Raw genomic sequence first — 25,498 nt, 5'->3', positions numbered from 1 at the left:
TAACACGACATTTCGGGCAGCGACCTCGCCGTCGACGTGAATCCGTCTCGGCTACCGTGGGCCGGAGAAGTCCATCCGAACGTGAGGGGGAACCGTGACCGAACCGTCCACACTGGACGGACTCGCCGCCGTGCTGTGGGATATGGACGGCACGCTGGTCGACTCGGAGAAGCTGTGGGACGTCGCGCTCTACGAGGCCGTCGAAAGCCTCGGCGGCACCCTGACCGAGGAACAGCGCCTGAGTCTCGTCGGGTCCAATATGGACGACACGGCCGCCTTCCTCCTCGAAGTGTGCGCCAGGCCCGTGACGCCCGAGTCGATCGCGGAGATGGGGGAGTGGATCCGCCACCGCACGGCCAACCTGTTCGACGGCCCGCTCCCGTGGCGCCCCGGGGCACAGGAGCTGCTCGAACTGTTGCGCGCCAACGGTGTCCCGATGGCGCTGGTCACCTCCACCGAACGCTCGCTGACCGAACTCGCGCTCAACACGATCGGCCGCGAGTACTTCGCCGCCACGGTCTGCGGCGACGAGGTCGATGGTCTGAACAAGCCGAACGCCAGGCCGTACCAGCTGGCCGCGGAGTTGCTGGGGGTCCCGGCTTCCCGGTGCGTCGCGATCGAGGATTCACCGCCGGGCGCGGCTTCCGCGGCCGCGGCGGGCTGCACCGTGGTGGTGATCCCGAACGACGTCGACGTCGAACCGGGTGAACGGCGCGTGTTCCGCTCGTCGCTGGTGGGTCTCGACGTGCCGGCGCTGACCGCGCTCCTGCCCTGACCGCCATGTCGCATTTCCGCTAGACCCCGCCCCGTGCGGTCGGTGATGCTTGCCGGGTGCATGAGGATTTCGAGCGCTGCGTCCGTGCGGTCCAGTCGAACGACGCCCGGTTCGACGGCTGGTTCTTCACCGCGGTCCTGACGACGCGGATCTACTGCCGGGCGAGCTGCCCGGTCGTCCCGCCCAAACCGGAGAACATGACCTTCTACCCCAGTGCGGCGGCCGCGCAGGAGGCCGGGTTCCGCGCGTGCAAGCGCTGCCGTCCGGACGCTAGCCCGGGTTCGCCCCAGTGGAACGAGCGCGCGGACCTGGTGGCCAGGGCGATGCGGCTGATCGCCGACGGCGTCGTCGACACCCACGGCGTGCGCGGGCTGGCCGCCCGGCTGGGCTACAGCGTCCGGCAGGTGGAGCGCCATGTGCGCGCCGAACTCGGCGCCGGCCCGCTCAGCCTCGCCCGCGCCCAGCGGGCGCAGACGGCGCGGCTGCTGATCGAGACGACCGGGCTGTCGATGATCGACGTCGCCCTCGCTGCGGGCTTCGGCAGCGTCCGGACGTTCAACGACACCGTGCGAGAGGTCTTCGCCCTGTCTCCGACGGAGTTGCGGGCCCGCGTCCGTACGGCGACCGCCCCCGGCACGCTGAACCTGCGTTTGCCGTACCGGAAGCCGTTGTTCCCGGACAACCTCTTCGGGCATCTGGTCGCGACAGGCGTCCCCGGTGTCGAAGAATGGCGCGACGGCGCGTACCGCCGGACGCTGCGGCTACCGCACGGTCCCGCCGTCGTCGCCCTCAAACCGGAAGACGGCTACATCGGCTGTCGGCTCACGTTGTCGGACCTGCGGGACCTCTCGACCGCGATCAGCCGTTGCCGTCGTCTGCTCGACCTCGACGCCGATCCGGTCGCCGTCGACGAGGCGCTGGCGGCGGACCCGTTGCTCGCGCCACTCGTGGCCGCCGCGCCGGGCAGGCGGGTGCCGAGGACGGTCGACGGCGACGAGTTCGCCGTCCGCGCAGTCCTGGGCCAGCAGGTGTCCACGGCCGCGGCCCGCACCCACGCCGCCCGGCTGGTCCTCGCGCACGGTGCCCCCGTCGGCGACCCGGACGGTGGCCTCACGCACGTCTTCCCGGACGCCGCCGCGCTCGCGGACCTCGATCCGGAAAGCCTCGCGATGCCGCAGAGCCGCAAGCGGACCCTGCTCGGCCTCGTGGCCGAACTGAACGGCGGCGACCTCGACCTCGGCGCGGGAAGCGACTGGCAGCGAGCCCGCGAGCGGCTGCACGCGTTGCCCGGTTTCGGCCCGTGGACCGTCGAGAGCATCGCGATGCGCTCGCTCGGCGATCCGGACGCCTTCCTGCCGACCGACCTCGGTGTCAAGGTCGCCGCGAAGGGGCTCGGGCTCGGCCCGGCCGCGTTCGCCGCGCACGCCGAACGCTGGCGCCCGTGGCGCGCCTACGCCGTCCAGCACCTCTGGGCGACCGGAGACCACCCGATCAACCGGCTCCCCGCCGCCTGAATTCGAAGAGGAGCGCCATGCGCACGCACACCGTCATCGACAGCCCGTACGACAAGCTGACCCTGGTCGCGGACGGCGAAAGCCTCTGCGGGGTGTACATGGTCCGGCAACGGCATCGCCCGGCCGAGGAAACGTTCGGCCATCCCGACCCGGGCTCGCCGATCTTCGTGGACACCGAGCAACAGCTGAAGGAGTACTTCGCCGGTCAGCGCAAGGACTTCGATCTCCCGTTGAGCTTCGGCGGCACCGAGTTCCAGCGGATGGTCTGGGAAGGCCTGATCGACCTCCCATATGGCGAGACGGTCTCCTACGGTCAGCTCGCCGACCGCCTCGGCAGGCCCACCGCGTCGCGCGCGGTCGGCCTCGCGAACGGGAAGAACCCGATCAGCATCATCGTGCCGTGCCATCGGGTGATCGGTTCCACCGGCGATCTCACCGGCTACGGCGGGGGCGTCGAGCGGAAGCGGCAGCTGCTCGACTTCGAGCGAGGCGGCGCGGTGCTGTTCTGAAGTGTGACGCGACCGGCACCACACCGGCCCGGGGCAGCGCGGCGCGGGCGCGGATGGAAGGATCTCCAGACTGTGAAGACCTTCGATGAGCTGTTCGCCGAGCTTGCCGACCGCGCCCGCACGCGGCCCGACGGTTCCGGCACCGTCGCCGCGCTCGACGCGGGAGTGCACGCGCAGGGCAAGAAGGTGCTCGAAGAGGCGGGCGAGGTGTGGATCGCCGCCGAGCACGAATCCGACGACAGGCTTGCCGAGGAGATCTCACAGCTGCTGTACCGCGTACAGGTGCTCATGCTCGGCCGAGGACTGTCGACAGAGGACGTGTACCGGTACCTGTGACGCTTTCGCGTCCGGAGAACCAAGGAGAAGCAATGCTGCGTGTCGCCGTGCCGAACAAGGGAGCCCTCGCCGCCGCCGCGTCGGAGATGCTCGGAGAGGCCGGCTACCGCAGGCGACATGAGGCTCGCGACCTGACCGTGCTGGACACCGTCAACGAGGTCGAGTTCTTCTTCTTGCGTCCCAAGGACATCGCGATCTACGTCGGGTCCGGCGAGCTGGATCTCGGCATCACCGGCCGCGACCTCGCGCTCGACTCCGGCGCCCCGGTCGAGGAGATCCTCGGCCTCGGCTTCGGCGGTTCCACCTTCCGGTACGCCGCACCCGCGGGCCGCGACTGGAAGGCCGAAGACCTGCAGGGCAAGCGGCTCGCGACGTCGTACCCGCGCCTCGTGCGCGAGAACCTGAAGCAGCACGGAGTGGAGGCGGAGGTCATCCGCCTCGACGGCGCCGTCGAGATCTCGATCCAGCTCGGCGTCGCCGACGCCATCGCGGACGTCGTCGAGTCCGGACGTTCGCTGCGCCAGCACAACCTCGTGGCCTTCGGGGATCCGATCTGCGTGTCGGAGGCGGTGTTGCTGCAGCGGGCGGGCACCGAGCACACCCGGCCCAAGGACCAGTTGAAGGCACGGCTGCAGGGTGTCGTCTTCGCCCAGCACTACATGATGCTGGACTACGACTGCCCGCGTTCGCTGCTCGACGCGGCCATCGCGATCACGCCGGGGCTCGAGTCGCCGACCGTCGCGCCGCTGGCCCACGACGACTGGGTGGCCGTGCGGGCGATGGTGCCGCGCAAGGAGGTCAACCGGATCATGGACGAGCTCGCCGAGACCGGTGCCAAGGCCGTCCTGGCTTCGGACATCCGGGCCTGCCGCCTCTGACGACAGGTTTGCGCGTGAAGGCCCCCTTCCCTCGGCTCAGCCGAGGGAAGGGGGCCTTCACGCGCTTGGGCTAACGGGGGCGGTTGGGCTTCTTGGGCATGAGGTCGTAGAGCTTCTTGCGCGTGCCGTTGTCCTTCGCGCTGCGGGTCACCGACACCTCGGTGATGAAGTCCTCGAAGACGAACTCCTCGTCCGCGGGCACGATCGCCGCGGCCGGATGGTTCTGCAGGTAGCCGTCCAGCGTCTCCGCGATCTCCCGGAACGACAGCGCCTGCAAGGTTTCCGGCGCGTAGGTCGTCACCGGGACGCCGTGCGCGGCGGCCTCGTTCATCACGACACCGAGCGGGACGTGCGACAGCATCGGGATCCCGAACGCGTACAACTCCTGCAACGCCGCGGCCGCGTAGTGCGAGATCGGGCGGCGGTACAGGCCGGGCACGAGACCGTAGTAGGCGATCGGCGGGCGGCCGACGGTCTGTTCGACGTAACGCACCTGGTCCGCGAGCAGGCGCAGCGCGCGGATGCTCGTCCGGTCCGGCTGCACCGGCACGAGGATCCCGTGCGAGGCGGCGAGCGCGTTGTTGGTCAGGACGTCGAGCGCGGGCGGGCAGTCGATGATGATGTGGTCGTAGTTCGCGAACTGGATCACCCTGGCCAGCTGCCAGCCGGGTACCCGGAACTGGTCCAGCCGCCGGATCAGGTCGAACATGCCCGGCGAGGTCGGGATGACGTCGAACGCGCCGCCCCGGCCGAGGTTGCTGCGCGGATGCCGCACGGCGAGTTCCTCGATCGGCCCCTTCCACACCTTGGTCAGGGCTTTGGCCAGGCTGGGCATGTCGTGCGCCACCTCGTCCAGCCCGAGGAGTTCGGTGGTCGCGTGGCCCTGTGGGTCGAGGTCGATCAGCAGCACCCGGCGGCCGCGTTCGGCCAGTGCGGCCGCCGCGCCCACGCTGAGTGAGGTCTTGCCGACCCCGCCTTTCTGGTTGACCACCGAGGTGATCTGCATGCCGAAGCGCTCCCTGTGTCTGTTGTTCCGGGAAGGCTATTGGAAACCCGCCGAGAAAGCGCGTCTATCAGCCCGCCTGTCGCGGTCGCACCAGGAGGGCCTGCGCTCCGGAGGCGATCGGGCCCGAGGCGTCGTGCAGCGTGGTGGTCGCCGTACCGATGCCGTTCGGGCCGACCAGGGTGGCCGCGTCGACGCCGATCCAGTCGCCCAGCGGCGGACGGCGGAGGTGCACCGTCAGCTCCGAGTTGATGAACCACCACTCCCGCGGATCCAGGAAGTTCGAGATCCCGTTGCCGGAGTCCGCGAGGACGAACAGCCGCTGCAGCGGGCTCGGCTTCTCCCCATCGACGAGGGCGACACGCTGACGGCCCCAGACGGTCGCCGGCCCCGCCGCGTCCAGCGCGCCCTTGACGCGTCGCCACTCGACGGCGTCGAGGTACCCGCCGTGCCAGCCCTCCGGCCAGGAGGACGTCGGCAACCCCTCCGGCGAAGGCAGTGCCGGACCTTCCGCGGTGGCGACCGCCGTGGTGTCCGAGGTCGCGATCCGCCACGCCGACGCACGGGCGACGACCCGCTCACCGTGGGAGAGCTCGGCGACCAGCCACTCGACCGACCGGCCCGGCCGCTCCACCCACGCACGCACCGAAAGTTCCTTCAGCGGTGCGGGCCCGAGGATCTCGACCGTCACCCGTGCCAGCTGGCTCGCGTGCGGCGCCTAGACCTCTTCGAGCGCGCGGACCAGCAACGCCGAGGGCGGCCCGAAGTGCTGCGCGTCCGGGGTCCAAGGGCCGGCGGTGTGCGGGGTCGGGAGGAAGACGCCGTCACCCGACGGCACGTAGAAGGCTTCTGTCACAAGGGCACCCTAGTCCGCACGGTCCAATACGGACTCTTCGCCGGGATCCGGCTCCGGCCAGCCGGGATACGGCGGGGGAGTACCGCCGTACTGCGGGCATAGCGCCTGGTGATCGCACCACGCGCAGAGTTTGCTCGGATTGGGGCGGAAATCGCCGGTCTTGCCCGCTTTGAGGATCGCCTGCCAGATCGCCTCCAGCGTGCGCTCGAAGCGGATCAGCTCGCCCTCGTCGGGCGTGTAGGCCAGGGACTGCCCGTCGGTGAGGTACATCAGTTTCAGCTGGCGCGGTACGACGCCGCGAAGCCGCCAGAGGACCACGGCGTAGAACTTCATCTGGAACATCGCCTTGGCCTCGCCGATCTCGCGGGGCGCGGCGCCGGTCTTGTAGTCGACGACCCGGATCTCGCCGGTCGGCGCGACGTCCAGCCTGTCGACGTAGCCCCGGAGCAGCACTCCGGAGCCCAGCTCGATCTCGACGTGCAGCTCGCACGCCTCGGGCTCCAGACGGCGCGGATCCTCGAGGCCGAAGTAGGTGTCGACGAGCTGCTCGGCGGACGAGAGCCACGAGGTGACGGCCTCGGGATCGTCCTGGTCGAACAGCTCGATCCATTCCGGACGTTCGGCGGACAGGTCCTCCCACGCCGGCGCGAGCAGCTCCTTGGCCTGCGGCGGCGTGCGATCGGCCTGGGGAAGGGAGAACAGGCGCTCCAGCACGGAATGCACCAGCGTGCCGCGCAGCTGGGCCTTCGTCGGGATCTCGGGCAGTCTGTCGACCGCGCGGAAGCGGTAGAGCAGCGGGCACTGCTTGAAGTCGCTGGCACGCGACGGGGACAGGGCCGGCCGACGGCGCGGGACTTCGGCGCCGGGCGGCGGATCGGCGGTGACCGTGTCGGTGTCGGGCATGGGGTGAGCGTATCGCCGGGCACCGACAGTTTCGGGACCGCAACGCACCGGAGCGACATGACCGACACCACCCGGACGGGAAGGGCGGGTTACGGGCAGCCCACATCCGGGCATCTACGCTCGACACATGGCGGTGACGGGTGAGCAGGGCCCGCCTCGACGAGGCGTGGCACCGGAGGGTGGGCTCCTGCTGTTCCGCGTCTCCGGGATCCCCGTGCTGCTCGCCCCTTCGTGGTGGATCGGTTCCCTGATCATCGTGGTGCTCTACACGCCGATGGTCGGACGGTTCCTGCCCGGCGCGACGACACTGACCTCCTGGCTGCTCGCGGCCGCGTTCGCGGTCCTGCTCGGGCTCTCGGTGCTCGCGCACGAGCTCGGGCACTGCCTCGTCGCGCTCCGCCTCGGCATCCCCGTCCGGCGGCTGCGGCTGTTCCTGCTCGGAGGTCTCTCCGAGGTCGCCAGGACTCCCCGCCAGCCGAGGCAGGAAGGGCTGGTCGCCGCCGCGGGCCCGGTGGTTTCGTTGCTGCTCGGCGGTTTCTGCGGTCTGCTCATGTTCGCCGTACCGGCGGAGAGTGCGGCGTGGCTGCTGATCGCCGAGTGCGCCGTCGCGAACTTCGCCGTCGGGATCTTCAACCTCCTGCCCGGGCTTCCGCTGGACGGCGGCCGCCTGGTTCGTGCCGGGGTCTGGGCGGCAACCGGCCGCCGTGAGAAGGGCACGCGGGCGGCGGTCGTCGGCGGCGGGATCGTCGCCGCCGGGCTGGTCGTCTGGGCGCTGTGGGGGCTGGCGGCGGGCAGTGAGGACCGCTGGCTCCGGCTCGGTGTCTGTGTCGTGACGGCCTGGTTCGTGATCCTCGGCGCCCGAAGCGAACTCGCGGCCGAAACCCGCCGGGGGTGGCCGGAAGGTGTGCGGCTGAGCGAACTCGTCCGTCCCGTTCTCCAGCTTCCGGCGGAAAGCCCCGTCTCGGACGCGCTGGCCGCTTCGGCGGGCCGCGGGGTGGTCCTGGTGCGCGCCGACGGCGTCGCCGCCGGTCTGCTCGACGAGACGGCCGCCGCGCACCTGGCCGGGACGTCGCCGCACGCGCCCGCGGAGATGGCCGCCGAGCCGATCCGCGCCGACACCGTGTTGCTTTCGTCGGAGTCGGGGGAGGAGATCGCCGAGCGGGTCCGGGAAACGGCCGCCTGGCAGTTCCTCGTGGTGGACGACGAAGGCAGGCCCGCGGGAGTGCTCAGGCGTGAAGACCTGCGCGCCGCGATGACCCGGAGCCGACCCCCGGCGTAGCGCGGTATGGCCACCTGCGAGGATCGGACGTCGATCATTCGCGCGTATGGAGGTTCAGTGTCGGTCCGAGGGCCGTTTCGTGTTGGTGACCGGGTTCAGCTGACCGACTCCAAGGGGCGGCACTACACCATGGTCCTCGCCGAGGGACAGCAGTACCACACCCATCGCGGCGCACTGGCGCACGACGACGTGATCGGCGCGCAGGAGGGTTCGGTCGTCACTTCGGCCGGCGGCAGCCACTATCTGGCGCTTCGCCCGCTGCTGCCGGACTACGTGCTGTCGATGCCGCGTGGCGCGCAGGTGATCTATCCGAAGGACGCCGCGCAGATCGTGATGTGGGGCGACATCTTCCCGGGCGCGCGGGTGCTCGAGGCGGGCGCCGGCTCCGGCGCGCTGACCTGTTCGCTGCTGCGGGCGGTCGGTTCGGAAGGGACCGTGCAGTCCTACGAGATCCGGGACGACCACGCCGAACACGCCGAGCGGAACGTCGAGAAGTTCTTCGGCCACAAACCGGACAACTGGTCGCTGACGGTCGCGGACCTGTCGACGCACACCGGCGAGGTGGACCGCGTCGTTCTCGACATGCTGGCGCCCTGGGACCAGCTGGAGACGGTGGCCGCGCACCTGGTGCCGGGTGGCGTGCTCACGGTTTATGTGGCCACGGTCACACAACTTTCGCGGATCACGGAAGCCCTGCGGGACCAGCAGTGCTGGACCGAGCCGGAATCGTGGGAGACCCTCATGCGGCCTTGGCACGTCGTGAGTCTCGCGGTGCGGCCGGACCACCGGATGGTCGCGCACACCGCGTTCCTGCTGACGGCGCGCCGTCTGGCGGACGGCACCGTTTCGCCGCGGGTGCACCGCCGCTCCGGCAAGGGCTGAGCGGTAGAGCCGGTCTTGAGCGGAGTTTCGGGCTCGAGCCGAGGCTGGCTTCCGGCTGCGGTCGAGCACGGATAGCCACGCCCGACGTTGCGAAAGCCACTTTCGCAACCCTCAACGTTGCGAAAGTGGCTTTCGCAACCCCCGCGGGCCAGACCCAGCACCCAGGACGACCGCCGAAACCGGTAGACACCTAGGGCACGCACCACTTTCCGCCCTGCTTCCTGAGCGGGAACGGAGTGTCCTTCTGACCGCCCACGCCTTCGACGTGGACTGTCACGGTGGCGGAGTCGCCACTGACGACCGGCGGATCCGGGACGGTCGCGGTCACCTTGCCCGCCGCCGCCCATTTCCGGCCGAGCTCGGCCAGATCGGCCGACGACTGCTGGGCGCAGGTGAGTTTCCCGAACGCCGTCGCGTCGTGGTTGACGATGGCCGCGGCGATCGCCTTGCCGACCACCTCCACCGCCGCCACGTCCGGATCCACCGGCACCGGACGGGACGAACCCGGCGGTGGCGAGGGCGCGCCGGTGCTCGACGCGGCCGGGTCGGAGCCGGAGGGGGCCACCAGCAGCAGCCCCACCACGACCCCGGCCACGACCGCGCCACAAACCACCGCCACCGCGGTAAGCCTGTGGCTCACCGTCACGGACAGGTCACTTCTTGTCGGCCTTGATGTCCTTGAGGCACCACAGGTTCGATTCCTTGGCCGCCGTGATGGTGCCTTCCGCCATCTTGGTGCCCTGGGTGGCGCGGTAACGGCCGGTCGCCCGGTCGCCGCTTTCCTTGGCGGGCTCGGTGATCTCGAGCTTGATGGGGTCGAGCGGCTTGCCCTCGTCCTTGGTGTTCTCGCTGCGGCAGATCAGGTCGAGGAACGTCTTCTTGTCACCTGCGCTGTAGGAGGTCGCGGCACTCTCGAAGACTTCCTGCGGCGAGGCCTTGCCGCCGGGCGCGGGGCCTGAACTCTTCGTCGACGAAGTGCTCGGCGAGCTGGACCTGGTCCGGGTCGAGCTCGGCTTCTGCGACGACGAGGACGGGGCCTCCGACGGGGCGGCGCTGCTGCTGGGCGGCGCGGCGGTCTGGCTGTCGTCGCCCGAGTTGAGCGCGATGACCAGTGCGGTGACACCACCTCCGACCAGCAGGACCGCGCCGATCGCGATGCCGACGATCAGGCCGGTCTTCTTCTTGGGTGGCTCTCCGCCGCCGTAACCGCCTTCCTGCGGGTAGGCGTTGTAGCCGCCCTGCTGCCCGTACGGATCCGGCTGGCCGAACTGCTGCGTGCCGCCGGGGTATCCCTGCTGGGGCTGAGGACCGCTCTGCGGGTAGCCGCCTTGCTGCTGGCCGTACGGGTCCTGTCCGTACTGGCCGCCACCGGGGTATCCCTGTTGCGGCTGGGGGCCGCTCTGCGGGTACCCGCCCTGCTGGCCGTACGGATCTTGTCCGTAGCCGCCGGGCTGCTGCGGCGGGTAAGTCATGGCTGGTGCCCCCTAGCTGTTCTGCGAAAATGCTCAACATGACCTGCGGGTCCGCCTCCCCGGCGAACGTCGCCCGATGCTAGCCATCGAGCCGGATCGCCGCTCGATTAGGGCCGAACTGATACCGGAATCCCGTTTGCACCCGGACGGAGCCGGGTATTCCGCCGCAGGTCAGGCCAGGTGGACGGATTGTGACCATGAGTGCGCCGGACCCGGCACCGGGATGGCCCCTTGCGCGCCGCGAAGGTACGTGCTGGCGGGGCGTCCGGAACGCGACGCGCCGATCTTGTGATGCGGAAAGGCCTTTTATTGTCGGTGATCGCCGGTACCGTGGAATGAAAAGCACTCCGAGGAGGTGCCCGATGCATCATGACCTTCCCGGAGGTCGGCGCGAGGAGGCCGACCCTTCAGAAACGACCGGAGCTGGAACCACGTCCGACGAGCAGGCACGTCAGATCCGCTTCCTCGAGGAGGAAGTCGCCCTGCTGCGCCGGAAGCTCACCGATTCGCCACGTCAGAACCGAGTGCTGGAGCAGCGACTCGCCGAGGCGTCGGAACGAGTGAGCCAACTCACGGAACGCAACACGAAACTGGTCGAGACGCTCCGCGAGGCGCGTGGCCAGTTGCTCGCGTTGCGAGAGGAGGTCGACAGGCTGGCCCAGCCTCCGAGCGGTTACGGCGTGTTCGTCACCGCGTACGAGGACAACACGGTGGACGTGTTCACCGCGGGCCGCAAGATGCGGGTCTCGGTCTCACCCGCGGTCGAGGTCTCGTCGCTTCAGCGCGGACAGGCGTTGCGGCTCAACGAGGCGCTCACCGTCGTCGAAGGCGGTGACTTCGAGCGGATCGGCGAGGTCTGCGCGCTGCGCGAGGTGCTGGCCCCGGACGTCGAGGGCGGCAGCCCCCGTGCGCTCGTGGTCGGGCACGCGGACGAGGAGCGGGTCGTCCTGCTCTCCGATCCGCTGGCCGAACAGCCCCTCAAGCCGGGCGATTCCCTGCTGGTGGACTCGAAAGCCGGTTACGCCTACGAGCGCGTGCCGAAGGCGGAGGTCGAGGATCTCGTGCTGGAGGAGGTGCCCGACGTCCGGTACGAGGACATCGGTGGCCTCACCCGGCAGATCGAGCAGATCCGCGACGCCGTCGAGCTTCCGTTCCTGCACGCTGATCTCTACCAGGAGTACCAGTTGCGCCCGCCGAAGGGCGTCCTGCTCTACGGGCCTCCTGGCTGCGGTAAGACCCTCATCGCCAAGGCGGTGGCCAACTCGCTCGCCAAGAAGGTCGCGGAAGCCCGCGGCGACTCGGCGGACGGGAAGTCCTACTTCCTGAACATCAAGGGTCCGGAACTGCTGAACAAGTTCGTCGGGGAGACCGAGCGGCACATCCGCCTGATCTTCCAGCGAGCTCGGGAAAAGGCCTCCGAAGGCACCCCGGTGATCGTGTTCTTCGACGAGATGGACTCGATCTTCCGCACCCGCGGTTCGGGCGTGTCCTCCGACGTGGAGACCACGATCGTCCCGCAGCTGCTTTCGGAGATCGACGGTGTGGAAGGGCTGGAGAACGTCATCGTCATCGGCGCCTCCAACCGCGAGGACATGATCGACCCGGCGATCCTGCGGCCGGGCCGGCTCGACGTCAAGATCAAGATCGAGCGTCCGGACGCCGAAGGCGCGAAGGACATCTTCTCCAAGTACCTGTCCGATGGCCTGCCGATCCACGCGGACGACCTCGCCGAGTTCGGCGGGGACCGCAGGGCGACGTTCGACGCGATGATCCAGCACACGGTCGAGCGGATGTACGAGGAGACGGACGAAAACCGGTTCCTCGAGGTCACCTACGCCAACGGTGACAAGGAAGTCCTGTACTTCCGCGACTTCAACTCGGGCGCGATGATCCAGAACATCGTGGACCGGGCGAAGAAGTCGGCGATCAAGTCGGTGCTGGAGACCCAGCAGCCCGGCCTGCGCGTGCAGCATCTGCTGGACGCGATCGTCGACGAGTTCGCGGAGAACGAGGACCTGCCCAACACCACCAACCCGGACGACTGGGCCCGGATCTCCGGCAAGAAGGGCGAGCGGATCGTCTACATCCGCACGCTCGTCACCGGCAAGAACCAGGATTCGGGGCGGGCGATAGACACCGCCACGAACACCGGTCAGTACCTGTAGCACGAGCCGAAGGGGCCTTTCGCCGCATCTGTCGCGGTGAAGGGCCCCTTCGCGTCATACGGGTACGGCTTCTTCGACCTTCTTGCGCGGGCTCAGCTTCCCGTGCGCGGCCAGGATCCCGAGGACGACGAGCAGCGCGCCGACGGGCTGGTTCCACGCCAGGGGTTCGTCGAGCACGAGAACGCCGAGCAGCACACCCACGACGGGTGTGAGGTAGGTCACGGCGGACGCGTTCGATGCGCCCCATGCCGCGATGATCGAGGCGTTCCACGCGTAGGCGAGCCCGGTGCCCAGTGCTCCGAGCGCGATCATGCTGAGGACGATCGGCGTGTCGAGACGCACGGGCGTCGTCGCGATGAACGGCGCGAGCACCAGCATCACGACGGCGCCGCAGCAGACCTGCCCGAGCGCGACGGTCGGCGCGTCGAGGTTCCGCCAGGAAATGAACCGTCGCACGTAGACGAACGAGATGCCGTAGCAGGTCGTCGCGCCGAGGCAGGCCAGCTGCGCGGTCAGTTCGTGGGAGACGTCGATCCCTTGCCAGACCCCGACGATGGTGAGCACGCCGAGGAACCCGAGGACGAGACCGGTCGTCCTGGCCCTCGTGAACCGTTCCGAGGGCAGGGCCGCGGCGGCGATGAGCATGGTGATCAGCGGCGTCGTCGCGTTGAAGATGCTGGCGAGCCCGGACGAGATGTACTGCTCGGCCCATGAGAAGAGCAGAAACGGGATGACGCACAGCAATACGGACAAGACGGCGAGATGGCCCCAGAGCGCCGGGTCGCGGGGGAGCGGCTTACGACGCCACGCGGCGATGGCGATCAGTGCGACGGCGCCGAGGCAGATGCGCGAGAGCGCCACCTGAGCCGGCGACAGGCCGGTGAGCCCGACCTTGATGAACAGAAAACTCGCACCCCATACGATCGCGAGTGCCGCGAACCGGATCGCGATACCGAAACGTCCCAATTGTCCTTCTCCTGAATCCTCAAGCAAGGGTTCAGTGAATCCCGGAATCCTTTTGCGCTCCAGCGGTTTTCGGACGATGTGTCCGAAGACTCCCGCGTGGCGGTCACCCGAACCGTCTGTATAACGGCCTATACTTACGGGCCGTGAGCGAATCTTCCGGGCGCCCGCGCGCGCCGATCACCGAAGCCGATGTCCTGGCCTGGCTGGAAACGACGGCGGCCGCCGTGCGAGCGGGAGAGGTAAGCGCTCCTGAACTCATCGAGATCCTCGGGGAGTTGCGCCGTGCCTCCGCGGCCTGCGCCGACGCGTCGGACTGGGCGCTGCTCGCCGCCAGGGAGGAGGGCGCCAGCCTTCGTCAGATCGCGCCCGTCTTCGGCAAGGGTTACGTTCGGGCTCCGGCGGCGCGCCTCGAAAAGCTGCATCGGCAGGCGCAGAACTCGAGTCAGTGGCTCGCGATCCTCCGCCACAAGAACGAGGGAGCCCGGTGACAGACTCGGAAACCCCCGTCGGCGACCGGATCGCCGTCGGGTTGGCGGCGCTCGGCAGGCCCGCGTACATCAACCTCGGCCGGGTCGACGCGCTGCCGCCCGGACGCGCGTTCGAGGCGATGCGCGCGGCGACCTACGACGTACTGGACGACGCGTACCGCGCCGGTGTCCGCTGGATCGACGTCGCCCGTTCGTATGGTTCCTCGGAGGAATTCCTCGCCGGCTGGCTCGCCGACCGCGGCCACGCGGACGTCACGGTGTCGAGTAAATGGGGCTACCGCTACGTGGGGGAGTGGAAACTCGACGCGGAGGTACACGAGGTCAAGGAGCACACCGCGGCGCGGTTCGCCGGGCAATGGGCCGAATCCGCCTGCCTGCTGGGCAAGGCGATCTCGCTCTACCAGGTCCACTCGCTCACTGTGGACAGTCCACTGTTCACCGACGACCGGCTGATCGGCGCGCTGGCGGAACTCGCCGCGGACGGGGTGCCGGTGGGGTTCTCGACGTCCGGACCGTCGCAGGCCGACGCCGTCCGCCGGGCGTTCGAGCTGGAGGTGTCCGGGACGCCGGTCTTCAGCGCCGTGCAGTCGACGTGGAACCTGCTCGACCCCTCCGCCGGCCCGGCGCTCGCGGAAGCGCACGCCGCCGGGAAACGGGTGCTGGTCAAGGAAACCGTCGCGAACGGACGGCTGGTGGTCGAGCCGCCGTCGCCGCTCGCGCGGATCGCGCGGGAGCACGGCGTGGGTCCGGACGCGGTGGCCATCGCGGCGGTACTGGCGCAGGACTGGCGTCCGATCGCGGTCATCGGCCCGTCGAGCACAGCCCAGCTCGCGGAGAATCTCGTTGCCGCGAAGGTGAAACTCGCCGAGGACGAACTCGGGGAGCTGGCCGCGCTCGCGGAGGAACCGGTGGCCTACTGGCGGCACCGATCCTGCCTCGGCTGGCATTGAGGGGCTGGACTAGTCTCGCGGCAAACGTCAGGCGGAAGCCGGGGAGGGCTCGAGGGTGCGTCATCGGCAGGTGCTCGCGGTGGCGACGGTCGCGCTGTTCGGTCTGTCGGGCTGCGCCGACCGTCCCAACGACCTCGACACCTACTACGACGACCCGGTATCGACACCCGCGGCCGAGCCGTCACAGCCTTCGGTCAGGCCGCAGGCCAACCCGGTGTCCCCGTCGTCGACCAGGGCTCCCGTCCCCGCGGCCGTTTCCGCCGCGTCGCTCACCGACGAGGACGTCGCCGAGGAAGAGGTCGTCCCCGGCGAGAGCAAGGTGTCCGGCTGTCTGACCGGGCTCACCCGGGGCACGAGCCACTCGGCCACGTGGTCGTATCCCAGCGGCTCGACGCTGGAACATCAGGTCACCGAGTACACCGATCGTGCCGCTTCGGACGTCGTCCTCCGGGCGGACTGTGACGGCAAGAAGCTCACTCTCGCGAAGCAAAACGGTGTCGACGCCCAGCGCGCATGGTGCGACGGGACGACGTGCACCGTGTTGCTCGCCAAGGGGAAGCTCGTCTCCGCCCTCAGCGTGACCGCCGGAACCGAGACGAGGGCAACGGAAGCGGCGAAGCGGCTGCTGCCGATCGTCGCGCAGCGCCTCCGTTCGGCCTAGCGGGCGTTCTCCCGCCGAAACCACTCCAGCGCGCCGAGACGGCCGTCCGGCACGAACGCGCTCGAAGGGTCGTCGAGCCACGAACGCAACTCGTCGAGCGTCAGCCAACGTCCTTCGACGACTTCGGAAGGCTGGTGGACGAACGGGCCGTCCCAGCGCGCTTCGAAGGCGAAGTTGTGGCAGCGGATCGTGCCTTCGTCGTAGACGTGGGTGAAGAGCGGCCGTAGTTCCACTCCGTGAACGCCCAGTTCTTCGGCCAGTTCCCGGCGCGCGCATTCCTCGGGGGTCTCGCCCGCCGCGACCACACCGCCCGCCCAGCAGTCCCATGTGGAGGGATAGACGTCCTTCGTGGGAGTACGCAGGTGCACGTAGACGGAGTTCCCGTCACCCGAACGGACCAATACCACGCCCGCCGCGTGCCAGAGTCCTTCGGCGCGGACCCTGGATCGCGTGGCCGCACCCACGGCGGTTCCGCCGAGGTCATAGAGCGCAACGAGTTCGTCACTGCCTGACATGGGGGGCATCGTCGCACGGCCCGGACCCCGTAGGGTGGTGGGTATGCGGCGGATCATGGGAACCGAAGTCGAGTACGGCATCGCGGTGCCGGGCGACGCGACGGCGAACCCGGTACTCACCTCGACCCAGGTCGTGCTCGCCTACGCGGCCGCGGCGGACGTCCCGCGAGCGAGGCGGGCCCGATGGGATTACGAGGTGGAATCGCCACTGCGTGACGCGCGCGGGTTCGACCTGACCGGCCCGAGCGGCCCCGGACACGACCCGGACGTCGAGGACCTCGGCGCGGCGAACGTCATCCTGACCAACGGGGCACGGCTGTACGTCGACCACGCCCACCCCGAGTACTCGGCGCCCGAGGTGACGAACGCGCGTGACGCGGTCATCTGGGACAAGGCGGGCGAGCGGGTCATGGAGGAGGCGGCGCGGAAGGCCGCCACCGTGCCGGGACAGCCGCCGTTGCAGCTGTACAAGAACAACGTCGACGGCAAGGGCGCGAGCTACGGCACGCACGAGAACTACCTGATGCAGCGTTCGACCCCGTTCACCGCGGTGATCGCGGGGCTGACGCCGTTCTTCGTGTCCCGCCAGGTGATCACGGGTTCAGGCCGCGTCGGCGTCGGGCAGCAGAGCGAGGAAGCGGGATTCCAGCTCTCGCAGCGTTCGGACTACATCGAGGTCGAGGTCGGCCTGGAGACCACGCTCAAACGCGGGATCATCAACACCCGCGACGAGCCGCACGCCGACGCGGACAAGTACCGCCGTCTGCACGTCATCATCGGCGACGCCAACCTCGCCGAGTACTCGACGTATCTCAAGGTCGGCACGACGGCGCTGGTGCTGGACCTGATCGAGGCGGGTGTCCGGTTCGACGACCTGAAACTGGACGAACCGGTGCGGGCCGTGCACCAGATCAGCCACGACCCGACGCTGAAGGCGAAGGTGTCGCTGGCCAACGGGCGCAAGTACACCGGGCTGGACCTCCAGTTCGCCTATCACGAGATCGCGTCGGCGAACCTGGAGCGCACCGGCGCGGACGAGGCCTCCAAGGAGGTCCTGCGGGTCTGGGGCGAGATCCTGGACGCGCTGGCGCGGGACCCCCAGGAATGCGCGGACAGGCTGGACTGGCCGGCGAAGCTGCGGTTGCTCGAGGGCTACCGCGCGCGGGACCAGCTGGCCTGGGGCGCGCCGCGGTTGCGGCTGGTCGACCTGCAGTACTCGGATGTCCGGCTGGACAAGGGCCTGTACAACAGGCTCGTCACCAGGGGTTCGATGAAGCGCCTGGTGACCGAGGAGGAGGTGCGGGAGGCGGTCACGACCCCGCCTTCGGACACCAGGGCCTATTTCCGGGGCCGCACGCTGGAGAAGTACGCCAACTCCATCGCCGCGGCGTCGTGGGATTCGGTCATCTTCGACGTCGGCCGGGAATCGCTGGTGCGGATCCCGACGTTGGAGCCGTTGCGGGGCACGAAGGCCCACGTGGGGAAGTTGCTGGACGACTCCGCGACCGCCGAGGAGCTGGTGGAGGCGCTCACCGGTTCGGACTAGCGGGATTTCCTTTCATCGGGGTTAAGCGATCACGGATCCCACGGATTGTCGGGACCGCTGGGTAGGCTAGGAAACATCGGCCACACCGGGAGGCGAGATGGCTCAGGAAAAGATCGAAAAGCACGGCGGCGGCGACTCGGACGACGAGTTCGAGGACGGCGGTCCGGCGGGTCAGGAACGGCGCGAGAAGCTCGGCGAGGACGTCGACACGATCCTCGACGAGATCGACGACGTGCTCGAGGAGAACGCCGAGGACTTCGTCCGCGCCTACGTGCAAAAGGGCGGCGAGTAGCTCGTCTTCCGGCGGCCCCGGGCCGGGGCCGCCCGTGCGGAGCCGGCGGATCACACAGATTGGAACTTTGAGCACGTATGGAACACACCTCGGGTAAGTCGGCGCTGCCCGCCGCGTACTTCTCGTCGGCGACCTCGTCGTTCTCGGACTTCCTTCGGGCGCAGGCGCCCGAGCTGCTCCCGGAGCGGCGGGTCTCGACCGGGGCGGGCGGACTGGACGCCCCGCACGGGACGACGATCGTCGCGGTCAAGTTCGCGGGCGGGGTGCTGATCGCCGGTGACCGGCGGGCCACGTCGGGCAACCTGATCGCTTCGCGCGACATGGAGAAGGTCCACGTCACCGACGAGTACTCGGCCGTGGGCATCGCGGGCTCGGCCGGGCTGGCGATCGAGATGGTGCGGCTGTACGCGGTCGAACTGGCGCATTACGAGAAGATCGAGGGTGTTTCGCTCTCGCTCGACGGCAAGACGAACAAGCTCGCGGGGCTGGTGAAGTCCAACCTCGAGATGGCGATGGCGGGGCTGGCGGTACTGCCGCTGTTCGTCGGGTACGACCTCGACGCCGAGGACGCGAAGCACGCGGGCCGGATCGTCTCGTACGACGCCACGGGCGGCCGCTACGAGGAGAACGCGGGCTACCACGCCATCGGCTCGGGTTCGCTGTTCGCGAAGGGCTCGCTGAAGAAGCTGTACGACCCGGACGCGGACGCCGAAGCCGCGATCCGGACGGCGGTGGAGGCGTTGTACGACGCGGCGGACGACGACACCGCGACGGGCGGGCCGGATCTGGTGCGCCGGATCTTCCCGACGATCGTGACGGTCACCGCGGAGCAGGGTGCGGTGGCGTTGCCGCTCGAGCAGACGACTGCGGTGGCAGAGGCCGTCGTGGCCGCACGAGCCGAGCGCGGGCGCTAGCCGTCCTTCCCTGTCCCTTCCCGATGAGAGCCCGAAAGAGCGGAGCACCACAGTGACGATGCCGTTGTACGCCTCTCCCGAGCAGCTGATGCGGGAGCGTTCCGAGATCGCGCGCAAGGGCATCGCGCGTGGCCGGAGCGTGGTCGTGCTCAAGTACCGCGGTGGCGTGCTGTTCGTGGCCGAGAACCCCTCGGCCACGTTGCACAAGGTGTCGGAGATCTACGACCGGATCGGTTTCGCGGCCGTGGGCCGCTACAGCGAGTTCGAGAACCTTCGCGTCGCCGGCATCCGGCACGCGGATCTGAAGGGCTACCAGTACGACCGGCGGGACGTCAGCGCGCGTGCGCTGGCGAACGCGTACGCCGCGACGCTGGGCAGCATCTTCACCGAGCAGCTGAAGCCGTTCGAGGTGGAGGTCTGCGTCGCCGAGGTCGGCGCGACCGCCGCCGAGGACCAGCTGTACCGGCTGACCTACGACGGCTCGATCTTCGACGAGCCGAAATTCGTCGTGATGGGCGGTCAGGCCGACACGCTCACCACGAAGCTCAAGGAGAGCTTCGAGTCGGACATGGAGCTGGAAGCGGCGCTCGGCGTCGCGGTGAAGGCGTTGCGCGACAACACCCCCACCCCCGCGAACGGAGACTCGGACCCGGTGAAGCTCGAAGTCGCCGTCCTGGAGCGGGACCGGCGCGGCCGCAAGTTCCGCCGGGTCGCCGGTGCGGCGCTCGACGCGCTGCTGCCCGCCGAGCCGGAGGAGCCGAAGGAGGACGACGCCGACGGAGACAAGCCCGCCGGTGAGTCCAAGAAGGACTGAGCCTCTCCGAAGTACGTGAAGGCCCCCTTCATTGCGCTGGACGCAATGAAGGGGGCCTTCACGTACTTGAGGGGGTAAAGCAAAGGTGTCGGATGCGGTGGGCGGTGGCCTCGCGGCCTTGCCCGGCCCACGAGGCTCACCGACTACCGCCTTGGCGACCTCTCGCGCTCCCCACCCGCGCTGGCGTTGCGAAAGCCACTTTCGCAACCTTCAACGTTGCGAAAGTGGCTTTCGCAACCTGCCACCCTTTGCCCCACCCCTCAGTACACAGTGGACGCGACCGCCTAGAGCCGGTAGATGGTGAGCGCGCTGGGCCGCGACCGGAAACGGAAGTCGTTGCCGAGCGGGCCGACCTCGCCGTCGGTGGCGACGCGGCGGTTGCCGTTCAGCAGCCGGACGTGCAGCTCCGCGACGTCGAGTTCCTGGTAGACGTGGCTGGCGTTGAGGCTGTTCGTGATCGTGGCGAGGATGAACCGTGCCCGCGAATACGGCACGTCGGCGCGCAGGTAGCGGACGTCGAGAAGGCCGGTGTCGAGCGCGGGGCGGCGTGAGGGCGCGAAGCCCTTCGGCGAATAGGTGCCGTTTCCGACGAACAGCAGCCAAATGCTGGTGTGCTTGCCGTTGAGGGTCACTTCCAGCGGCTTCGCGCGCCGGAGGGTGCGGGCGAGCGCGATCGCCGCCGACGGCCACTTCGGGTGCCGCTTCTGCAGCTTCTCCCGCATCCGGACCATTTCCGGGTAGCCGCCGAGGCTGGCGGTGTTGACGAAGTAGCGGTGGTCGTCGTCGTGGTTGATCTCGACCTCGCCGAGGTCGACGCCGACGGCATTGCCCGCTTCGGTGGCGGCGTCCGCGTCGGGCATCGAGCGCATGCCGACGTCCCGGGCGAAGTGGTTGAGGGTGCCTGCCGGGATGAGCGCGAGCGGCAGGTCGTGGTCGGCCGCGACGGCGGCCACCGCGGCGACCGTCCCGTCACCGCCGGCGACACCGAGCGCGCGCACGGTGCCGTCCCGGGCGGCGATCTCGTCGCAGAGCTGATCACGCAGGTCACGCTTCGCGTCCGGATACAGGATGGTGGCCTTGGGCCAGGCGAACCGGGCTTCCTCGGTCGGATCCTGGCCGTCGATCCCCGAATGCGGGTTGACCAGGACGAGCATGTCCTCACCGTCGCGCATCTCGGGCGCTTCGGCGGTGTGCGCGGTGCGGCCGGGGATGTCGTCGTTCAGCGGCCACCAGTGCCGCGTCAGCAGACCGGCGCCGACCCCGATCCCGATCCCCACGCCGACGTCACTGGGCCAGTGGACGCCGGTGTGGACCCGGGAATAGGCGACGGCCGCGGCCAGCGGGGCGAGGGCGGCGCCGGCCTTGGGCGATTCCATCGCCACGGCCGTGACGAAGGCGGCCGCGGAGGCCGAGTGCCCGGACGGGAACGACGACGAGGTCGGCCGCCGGACGAGCCTCCGGTGCATCGGTACCTCTTCGGCCGCGGGCCGGCGGCGGGGGAACAGCGGCTTGCCGATCAGGTTCGCCGCCGCGCTCGCCCCGGCGATGGCGGCCACGCCGCGGAGCGCGCCCCGGCGCGTCGGCCCCTTCTTCGCCGCGAGCAGGATCGCGACACACCACCAAAGCTTGGATTTGTCCGCACTTTTGGAGAGCGAGGTGATCACGTCGTCGGCCCGGCTCCTCGGCAGGGCCGCACTCCGTGCCATCAGCCGCCGATCGGTCCGTCCGACCTTGCGGAAAGGGCGCTTGAGCTGCTTTAACACGGGTTCCCCACTTCCGGGTCAGGATGTCATGCGCGTGATACCCGATCGGGACTTCCCGCACACCTTTCACCGAACGCAACGTACCGACCGCGTGTCGCCGCCCGAACGGCGCACCTTCAGTGGGTCTTCACCGCCTACTCTGGTGGGATGCAGCGGCGGATCTTTGGCATCGAGACCGAGTTCGGGGTCACGTGCACCTTTCACGGGCAACGCAGGCTCTCCCCGGACGAAGTGGCGCGTTACCTGTTTCGGCGTGTCGTGTCCTGGGGGCGTTCGTCGAACGTCTTCCTGTCGAACGGCTCGCGGCTCTACCTCGACGTGGGTTCCCACCCGGAGTACGCGACGGCCGAATGCGACGACCTCGTCCAGCTCGTCACGCACGACAAGGCGGGGGAGCGGATCCTCGAGGATCTTCTGGTCGACGCCGAGCGGCGGCTGGCGGACGAGGGCATCGGCGGCGACATCTTCCTGTTCAAGAACAACACCGACTCGGCGGGCAACTCCTACGGCTGCCACGAGAACTACCTGGTGACCCGGGCGGGTGAGTTCTCCCGGATCGCCGACGTGCTGCTGCCGTTCCTGGTGACCCGGCAGCTCATCTGCGGCGCCGGCAAGGTGCTGCAGACGCCACGCGGCGCCGTGTACTGCCTGTCCCAGCGAGCGGAACACATCTGGGAAGGCGTCTCGAGCGCCACCACGCGCTCGCGGCCGATCATCAACACCCGCGACGAGCCGCACGCCGACGCCGAACGCTACCGGCGCCTGCACGTGATCGTCGGCGACTCGAACATGGCCGAGCCGACCACGATGCTCAAGGTCGGATCGGCGAACCTGGTGCTGGAGATGATCGAAGCGGGCGTCCAGTTCCGCGACTTCACCCTGGACAACCCGATAAGGGCCATCCGCGAGATCAGCCACGACCTCACCGGCCGCCGCCAGGTGCGGCTCGCCGGCGGCCGCGAGGCGTCCGCGCTGGACATCCAGCGCGAGTACCACGCCCGCGCCGTCCAGCACGTCAAGGAGACAGGTTCGTCGCCGCAGTCCGAGCGCGTCGTCGAGCTGTGGGGCCGGGCGCTGGAGGCGGTCGAGCAGCAGGACTTCAGCAAGATCGACACCGAGATCGACTGGGCGATCAAGCACCGCCTGGTCGAGCGCTACCGGAACAAGCACGACCTCGACCTGTCGAGCCCGCGGATCGCGCAGCTCGACCTGGCCTACCACGACATCCGGCGCGGGCGGGGCATCTTCGACCTGCTGCAGCGGAAGGGGCTCGTGCGGCGGGTCACCGACGACGGCGAGATCGAGCTGGCCAAGGACACCCCGCCGCAGACCACGCGGGCGAAGCTGCGCGGTGACTTCATCGCCGCCGCGCAGGCCGCCGGGCGTGACTTCACCGTGGACTGGGTGCACCTCAAGCTGAACGACCAGGCGCAGCGGACCGTGCTGTGCAAGGACCCGTTCCGCTCGGTGGACGAACGGGTCGAGCGGCTGATCAGCTCACTCTGATCGACACCCGGCTCAGAATCGGCCGACGCGCGGTTGTCACTCCAGGTACCGTGTACGTCGCTGTGGGTTCTGAGCCGGGGAGGGCGCGGATGGACGACGATCGGTGGGCTTTCGAGGACGAGCTGGAACAGGACGACGATCCGCCGAAGTCGTCCTTCACCGATCCGGTCCCTGAGGAAGACCGGATCAACGGGCAGGACCAGGACGGTGTCGTCACCGTGGTCGTGTCACCGGAGGCCGACGTCCTCTCGGTGATCCTCGCCCGGGAGTGGAAACGGTCGGTCGATCCGCGCGGACTCCATAGTGCCGTCGTAGCGGCGGCGAACGCCGCCATCGTCGATGAGTCGCCTCTTGGTACTGAAGACATGCTCCGTCTCGTGGAGGCCGCGACCGCCGAGCTGACCCAGTTCACCCAACGGGCCGCCGCGGTGGCCGACCGCCGCATCACCTCCGAAAGTCGCGGCGGCCATGTCCACGACACAGTGGTCAACGGGCAGATCGTCGCCATGGAAATCGACCCGTCGTGGGTGGCGCAGGTGCGCGCGGGTGAGATCGAGAGCGAAGTCCTCGACGTGCTTCGCTTGCCAACAGCATCGGGGTGGAACAAGCCGCGATTCAGGACAAGGTGAACTCCCTGGGGGCCGCGTGGCCCAGGACCGACACCGAATCAATGTCGCACTCGGCAGGCTGGAAGCGTCAGTCGTGACGTACCCGACAGCATGGCCGGAGGGGCCTTACCGGCGGCTACCGCCCGGGATGATCGGAAATATTCGGGAAATCGCCACCAGCCTTGGGATCGGGACAGGTGCAGTCGGCCTGGCCATGGTGGTGGTCATACAGATCGCGGGGCGGGTTCTTCCGACTGCGAGTGATGGCGCCAATGTCGTCACCATGGGGATGGCCACTTTCGCGGCCGGTGCGTCGCTGTTGTCGGGACTCGCCATGGTGATTTCGCGGACGCTCGTGAGAACAGGCTATGTCGAGAGGAAAGGTGCCATCGCTCTGCGAGGAGTCGAGGCGGGATTGTGCGCAGGAGCGATTTTCGCGATGGCGGTCTTCTTGTTCTTCTACGTTCCGGGGGTCGCCGGTTCCGGGCGGTACAACCCGCAGGATCGCATCGAGGTGACGCCCGGCATTGTGCTGTACACACTCCTGCCGGTTCTCGCCATGATCCTGACGACCGTCAACCTCGTCGTCGCTCACCGGTTGTTCTTCCCGACCGTCGAGAAGGTGCAGAAGCATCTTTCGCGGGAGTCCGGCTGACTCGGGTCTCGCCACGTCGCCGTCGGCCAGGCTAGGGTTGCCCGCGCGGTTCTTCGACCGAGGGAGAGGTGCGCCGATGCGCCGTGCGTTGCTGGTCCTGCTGGGTTCGGTCCTCCCGTTGGCGTTCACCGGCGTCGCGCACGCCGCACCGGACTGCCCGGAACCCGCGTGGACGGAGACTCCGACGGGCACGGACGCCCAGCTGCGCGGCCTGTCCGCGGTGGATTCCCGGACGGCCTGGGTCAGCGGCAGCAGGGGCACCATCCTGCGGACCACCGACCGCGGCCGCACCTGGAAGCCCGTCGCTCCGGCGGGCACCGAGGCGCTCGACTTCCGGGACATCGAGGCCTTCGACGCCGATCACGCGGTCGCGCTGTCGATCGGGCCCGGCGACGCCTCCCGGATCTACCGCACCGACGACGGCGGCCAGAGCTGGCGACTGTCCTTCCAGAACAGCGACCCCGCCGCCTTCTACGACTGTGTCGCGTTCTTCGACCGACGGCGCGGTCTCGCGATGAGTGATCCGGTGGACGGCAAGTTCCGGTTGCAGTCCACTTCGGACGGCGGCCGCACGTGGAAGCCCGTCCCCGCCGAGGGCATGGTTCCCGCGCTCGACGGAGAGTTCGGGTTCGCCGCCAGCGGCCAGTGCCTCACCACGGCGGGCCCGCGTGACGCCTGGATCGCCACCGGTGGCGGCGCCCGCGCACGGGTCCTGCACTCCGGCGACGGCGGGGCGACCTGGGAAGCCGCCGACACCCCGTTGCCCAGTGGCGCCTCCGCCGGGGTCTTTTCGGTGACGTTCCGGGATCCGCGGCACGGCGTGGCCATCGGTGGCGATTACGCGGCGCCGAACGCTCCTGGTCCGGCGGTGGCGCTCAGTGCGGACCGGGGACGCACCTGGCGGACCCCGTCCGAGGCCCCGGTCGGCTACCGCTCCGGCCTGGCGTGGCTGGGGAACACCGTGATCGCCGTCGGCCCCGGCGGAAGCGATCTGAGCCCGGACGGCGGACGGCACTGGAAGTCGTTCGACACCGGATCGCTCGACTCGGTCGACTGCGCTCGCGGCGCTTGCTGGGCGAGTGGGGCCCACGGCAGGGCGGCCCGGCTCGGCACGGCCTGAGCTCGAAGCGGGGGGGGGGGCCCCCCCCCCCGCAAACACGCCGGCTCGGGGGGGGGCAGCCCGGCGGGGGGGCGCAGGGGTGGTGGACCGAACAACGACACACACCCCCGAGCGGGCCGGGACCCCCC

Annotated in this window: 26 protein-coding genes and 1 pseudogene; 19 read left to right on the top strand and 8 right to left on the bottom strand. The window is 69.3% G+C overall.

The genetic code is table 11. The annotated features are described in order from the left end of the window. The first annotated feature begins 94 nt into the window (after window positions 1–94). The 5 genes from ACZ3HL_RS35135 to hisG all read left to right on the top strand — a co-directional run bounded on the left by ACZ3HL_RS35135 (window position 95) and on the right by hisG (window position 4,012). Window positions 95–775, top strand: coding sequence for an HAD family hydrolase (locus tag ACZ3HL_RS35135; RefSeq protein WP_465419438.1), 681 nt, complete (start codon window positions 95–97; stop codon window positions 773–775). A 56-nt stretch (window positions 776–831) separates the two neighbouring features. Next, entirely contained in the window at window positions 832–2,289 is a 1,458-nt protein-coding gene (locus ACZ3HL_RS35130; protein ID WP_465535606.1) for an AlkA N-terminal domain-containing protein, read from the top strand. Window positions 2,290–2,306: 17 nt separating this feature from the next. Next, window positions 2,307–2,798, top strand: a complete 492-nt coding sequence (locus ACZ3HL_RS35125; protein ID WP_465535604.1) for a methylated-DNA--[protein]-cysteine S-methyltransferase — start codon at window positions 2,307–2,309, stop codon at window positions 2,796–2,798. A 72-nt stretch (window positions 2,799–2,870) separates the two neighbouring features. After that, on the top strand, window positions 2,871–3,134 hold the full coding sequence (locus ACZ3HL_RS35120) for a phosphoribosyl-ATP diphosphatase (protein WP_034306611.1): 264 nt from the start codon (window positions 2,871–2,873) through the stop codon (window positions 3,132–3,134). Between the two features lie 32 nt (window positions 3,135–3,166). Beyond that, window positions 3,167–4,012 carry an ATP phosphoribosyltransferase gene (gene hisG, locus ACZ3HL_RS35115; RefSeq protein WP_465419432.1) on the top strand — a complete coding sequence of 282 codons (846 nt, stop codon included), beginning with the start codon at window positions 3,167–3,169 and terminating at the stop codon, window positions 4,010–4,012. Between the two features lie 70 nt (window positions 4,013–4,082). Here hisG and ACZ3HL_RS35110 read toward each other — a convergent pair whose 3' ends face one another. The 3 genes and pseudogenes from ACZ3HL_RS35110 to ACZ3HL_RS35100 all read right to left on the bottom strand — a co-directional run bounded on the left by ACZ3HL_RS35110 (window position 4,083) and on the right by ACZ3HL_RS35100 (window position 6,774). After that, a complete protein-coding gene (locus tag ACZ3HL_RS35110) occupies window positions 4,083–5,018 on the bottom strand; it encodes a ParA family protein (protein ID WP_465419430.1) in 936 nt (311 codons plus the stop codon). Window positions 5,019–5,085: 67 nt separating this feature from the next. Further along, window positions 5,086–5,871 (bottom strand): annotated as a pseudogene (locus ACZ3HL_RS35105) (thioesterase family protein). 9 nt (window positions 5,872–5,880) lie between these two features. After that, window positions 5,881–6,774, bottom strand: a complete 894-nt coding sequence (locus tag ACZ3HL_RS35100; RefSeq protein WP_005150226.1) for a RecB family exonuclease — start codon at window positions 6,772–6,774, stop codon at window positions 5,881–5,883. A 127-nt stretch (window positions 6,775–6,901) separates the two neighbouring features. Here ACZ3HL_RS35100 and ACZ3HL_RS35095 point away from each other — a divergent pair, with 127 nt between their 5' ends. Both ACZ3HL_RS35095 and ACZ3HL_RS35090 read left to right on the top strand, forming a co-directional pair. Further along, window positions 6,902–8,053, top strand: a complete 1,152-nt coding sequence (locus tag ACZ3HL_RS35095; protein ID WP_465419425.1) for a M50 family metallopeptidase — start codon at window positions 6,902–6,904, stop codon at window positions 8,051–8,053. A gap of 57 nt (window positions 8,054–8,110) precedes the next feature. Further along, entirely contained in the window at window positions 8,111–8,935 is an 825-nt protein-coding gene (locus ACZ3HL_RS35090; RefSeq protein ID WP_007035384.1) for a tRNA (adenine-N1)-methyltransferase, read from the top strand. Window positions 8,936–9,125: 190 nt separating this feature from the next. Here the strand turns inward: ACZ3HL_RS35090 and ACZ3HL_RS35085 are convergent, their stop codons facing one another. Continuing rightward, window positions 9,126–9,554, bottom strand: a complete 429-nt coding sequence (locus tag ACZ3HL_RS35085; protein WP_465535602.1) for a hypothetical protein — start codon at window positions 9,552–9,554, stop codon at window positions 9,126–9,128. A 34-nt stretch (window positions 9,555–9,588) separates the two neighbouring features. After that, on the bottom strand, window positions 9,589–10,407 hold the full coding sequence (locus ACZ3HL_RS35080; RefSeq protein ID WP_465419421.1) for a hypothetical protein: 819 nt from the start codon (window positions 10,405–10,407) through the stop codon (window positions 9,589–9,591). 362 nt (window positions 10,408–10,769) lie between these two features. On the opposite strand from ACZ3HL_RS35080, the gene arc reads away from it, so the two are divergent. Next, a complete protein-coding gene (gene arc, locus ACZ3HL_RS35075) occupies window positions 10,770–12,572 on the top strand; it encodes a proteasome ATPase (protein ID WP_465419419.1) in 1,803 nt (600 codons plus the stop codon). 54 nt (window positions 12,573–12,626) lie between these two features. Here the strand turns inward: arc and ACZ3HL_RS35070 are convergent, their stop codons facing one another. Next, the gene (locus ACZ3HL_RS35070) at window positions 12,627–13,538 is read right to left on the bottom strand and encodes a DMT family transporter (protein ID WP_465419417.1); all 912 of its coding nucleotides are present in this window, start codon (window positions 13,536–13,538) and stop codon (window positions 12,627–12,629) included. Window positions 13,539–13,681: 143 nt separating this feature from the next. Between ACZ3HL_RS35070 and ACZ3HL_RS35065 the strand changes: the two genes are divergently transcribed. From ACZ3HL_RS35065 to ACZ3HL_RS35055, 3 genes are read left to right on the top strand one after another with little or no spacing between them, the layout of a single operon-like run. After that, on the top strand, window positions 13,682–14,026 hold the full coding sequence (locus ACZ3HL_RS35065; protein ID WP_125678154.1) for a hypothetical protein: 345 nt from the start codon (window positions 13,682–13,684) through the stop codon (window positions 14,024–14,026). Then, window positions 14,023–14,976, top strand: a complete 954-nt coding sequence (locus tag ACZ3HL_RS35060; RefSeq protein ID WP_465535600.1) for an aldo/keto reductase — start codon at window positions 14,023–14,025, stop codon at window positions 14,974–14,976. The genes ACZ3HL_RS35065 and ACZ3HL_RS35060 overlap by 4 nt, the downstream gene beginning before the upstream one ends. Before the next feature lie 55 nt (window positions 14,977–15,031). Beyond that, on the top strand, window positions 15,032–15,637 hold the full coding sequence (locus ACZ3HL_RS35055; protein WP_465535599.1) for a hypothetical protein: 606 nt from the start codon (window positions 15,032–15,034) through the stop codon (window positions 15,635–15,637). On the opposite strand, the gene ACZ3HL_RS35050 is transcribed toward ACZ3HL_RS35055, so the two are convergent. Beyond that, the gene (locus tag ACZ3HL_RS35050) at window positions 15,634–16,152 is read right to left on the bottom strand and encodes an NUDIX hydrolase (protein WP_126731996.1); all 519 of its coding nucleotides are present in this window, start codon (window positions 16,150–16,152) and stop codon (window positions 15,634–15,636) included. The two genes, ACZ3HL_RS35055 and ACZ3HL_RS35050, sit on opposite strands and share 4 nt — an antisense overlap. Before the next feature lie 43 nt (window positions 16,153–16,195). Between ACZ3HL_RS35050 and dop the strand changes: the two genes are divergently transcribed. From dop to prcA, 4 genes are all read left to right on the top strand, one after another. Continuing rightward, window positions 16,196–17,698: a depupylase/deamidase Dop gene (dop, locus tag ACZ3HL_RS35045; protein ID WP_465419410.1), complete on the top strand. Its 1,503-nt coding sequence runs from the start codon at window positions 16,196–16,198 to the stop codon at window positions 17,696–17,698. Between the two features lie 97 nt (window positions 17,699–17,795). Next, on the top strand, window positions 17,796–17,990 hold the full coding sequence (locus tag ACZ3HL_RS35040) for a ubiquitin-like protein Pup (RefSeq protein ID WP_410646925.1): 195 nt from the start codon (window positions 17,796–17,798) through the stop codon (window positions 17,988–17,990). Between the two features lie 77 nt (window positions 17,991–18,067). After that, window positions 18,068–18,904 carry a proteasome subunit beta gene (gene prcB / locus ACZ3HL_RS35035; RefSeq protein WP_378441607.1) on the top strand — a complete coding sequence of 279 codons (837 nt, stop codon included), beginning with the start codon at window positions 18,068–18,070 and terminating at the stop codon, window positions 18,902–18,904. Window positions 18,905–18,956: 52 nt separating this feature from the next. After that, window positions 18,957–19,718 carry a proteasome subunit alpha gene (prcA, locus tag ACZ3HL_RS35030; protein ID WP_465419407.1) on the top strand — a complete coding sequence of 254 codons (762 nt, stop codon included), beginning with the start codon at window positions 18,957–18,959 and terminating at the stop codon, window positions 19,716–19,718. Window positions 19,719–20,002: 284 nt separating this feature from the next. Here prcA and ACZ3HL_RS35025 read toward each other — a convergent pair whose 3' ends face one another. After that, on the bottom strand, window positions 20,003–21,481 hold the full coding sequence (locus tag ACZ3HL_RS35025) for a phosphatase PAP2 family protein (protein ID WP_465535598.1): 1,479 nt from the start codon (window positions 21,479–21,481) through the stop codon (window positions 20,003–20,005). Between the two features lie 147 nt (window positions 21,482–21,628). Between ACZ3HL_RS35025 and pafA the strand changes: the two genes are divergently transcribed. The 4 genes from pafA (at window position 21,629) to ACZ3HL_RS35005 (ending at window position 25,370) form a co-directional block, all read left to right on the top strand. After that, the gene (pafA, locus tag ACZ3HL_RS35020) at window positions 21,629–22,987 is read left to right on the top strand and encodes a Pup--protein ligase (RefSeq protein ID WP_007035399.1); all 1,359 of its coding nucleotides are present in this window, start codon (window positions 21,629–21,631) and stop codon (window positions 22,985–22,987) included. An 89-nt stretch (window positions 22,988–23,076) separates the two neighbouring features. Then, entirely contained in the window at window positions 23,077–23,616 is a 540-nt protein-coding gene (locus ACZ3HL_RS35015; RefSeq protein WP_465535596.1) for a hypothetical protein, read from the top strand. Between the two features lie 127 nt (window positions 23,617–23,743). Then, a complete protein-coding gene (locus ACZ3HL_RS35010; protein WP_465535595.1) occupies window positions 23,744–24,250 on the top strand; it encodes a hypothetical protein in 507 nt (168 codons plus the stop codon). Window positions 24,251–24,326: 76 nt separating this feature from the next. Beyond that, on the top strand, window positions 24,327–25,370 hold the full coding sequence (locus ACZ3HL_RS35005) for a WD40/YVTN/BNR-like repeat-containing protein (protein WP_465419403.1): 1,044 nt from the start codon (window positions 24,327–24,329) through the stop codon (window positions 25,368–25,370). Window positions 25,371–25,498: the final 128 nt, after the last annotated feature.

Source organism: Amycolatopsis sp. NPDC000009, assembly GCF_055563465.1.
Note: the sequence above shows the minus strand (reverse complement) of the source record. Positions and strands in the feature narration are given on the sequence as shown.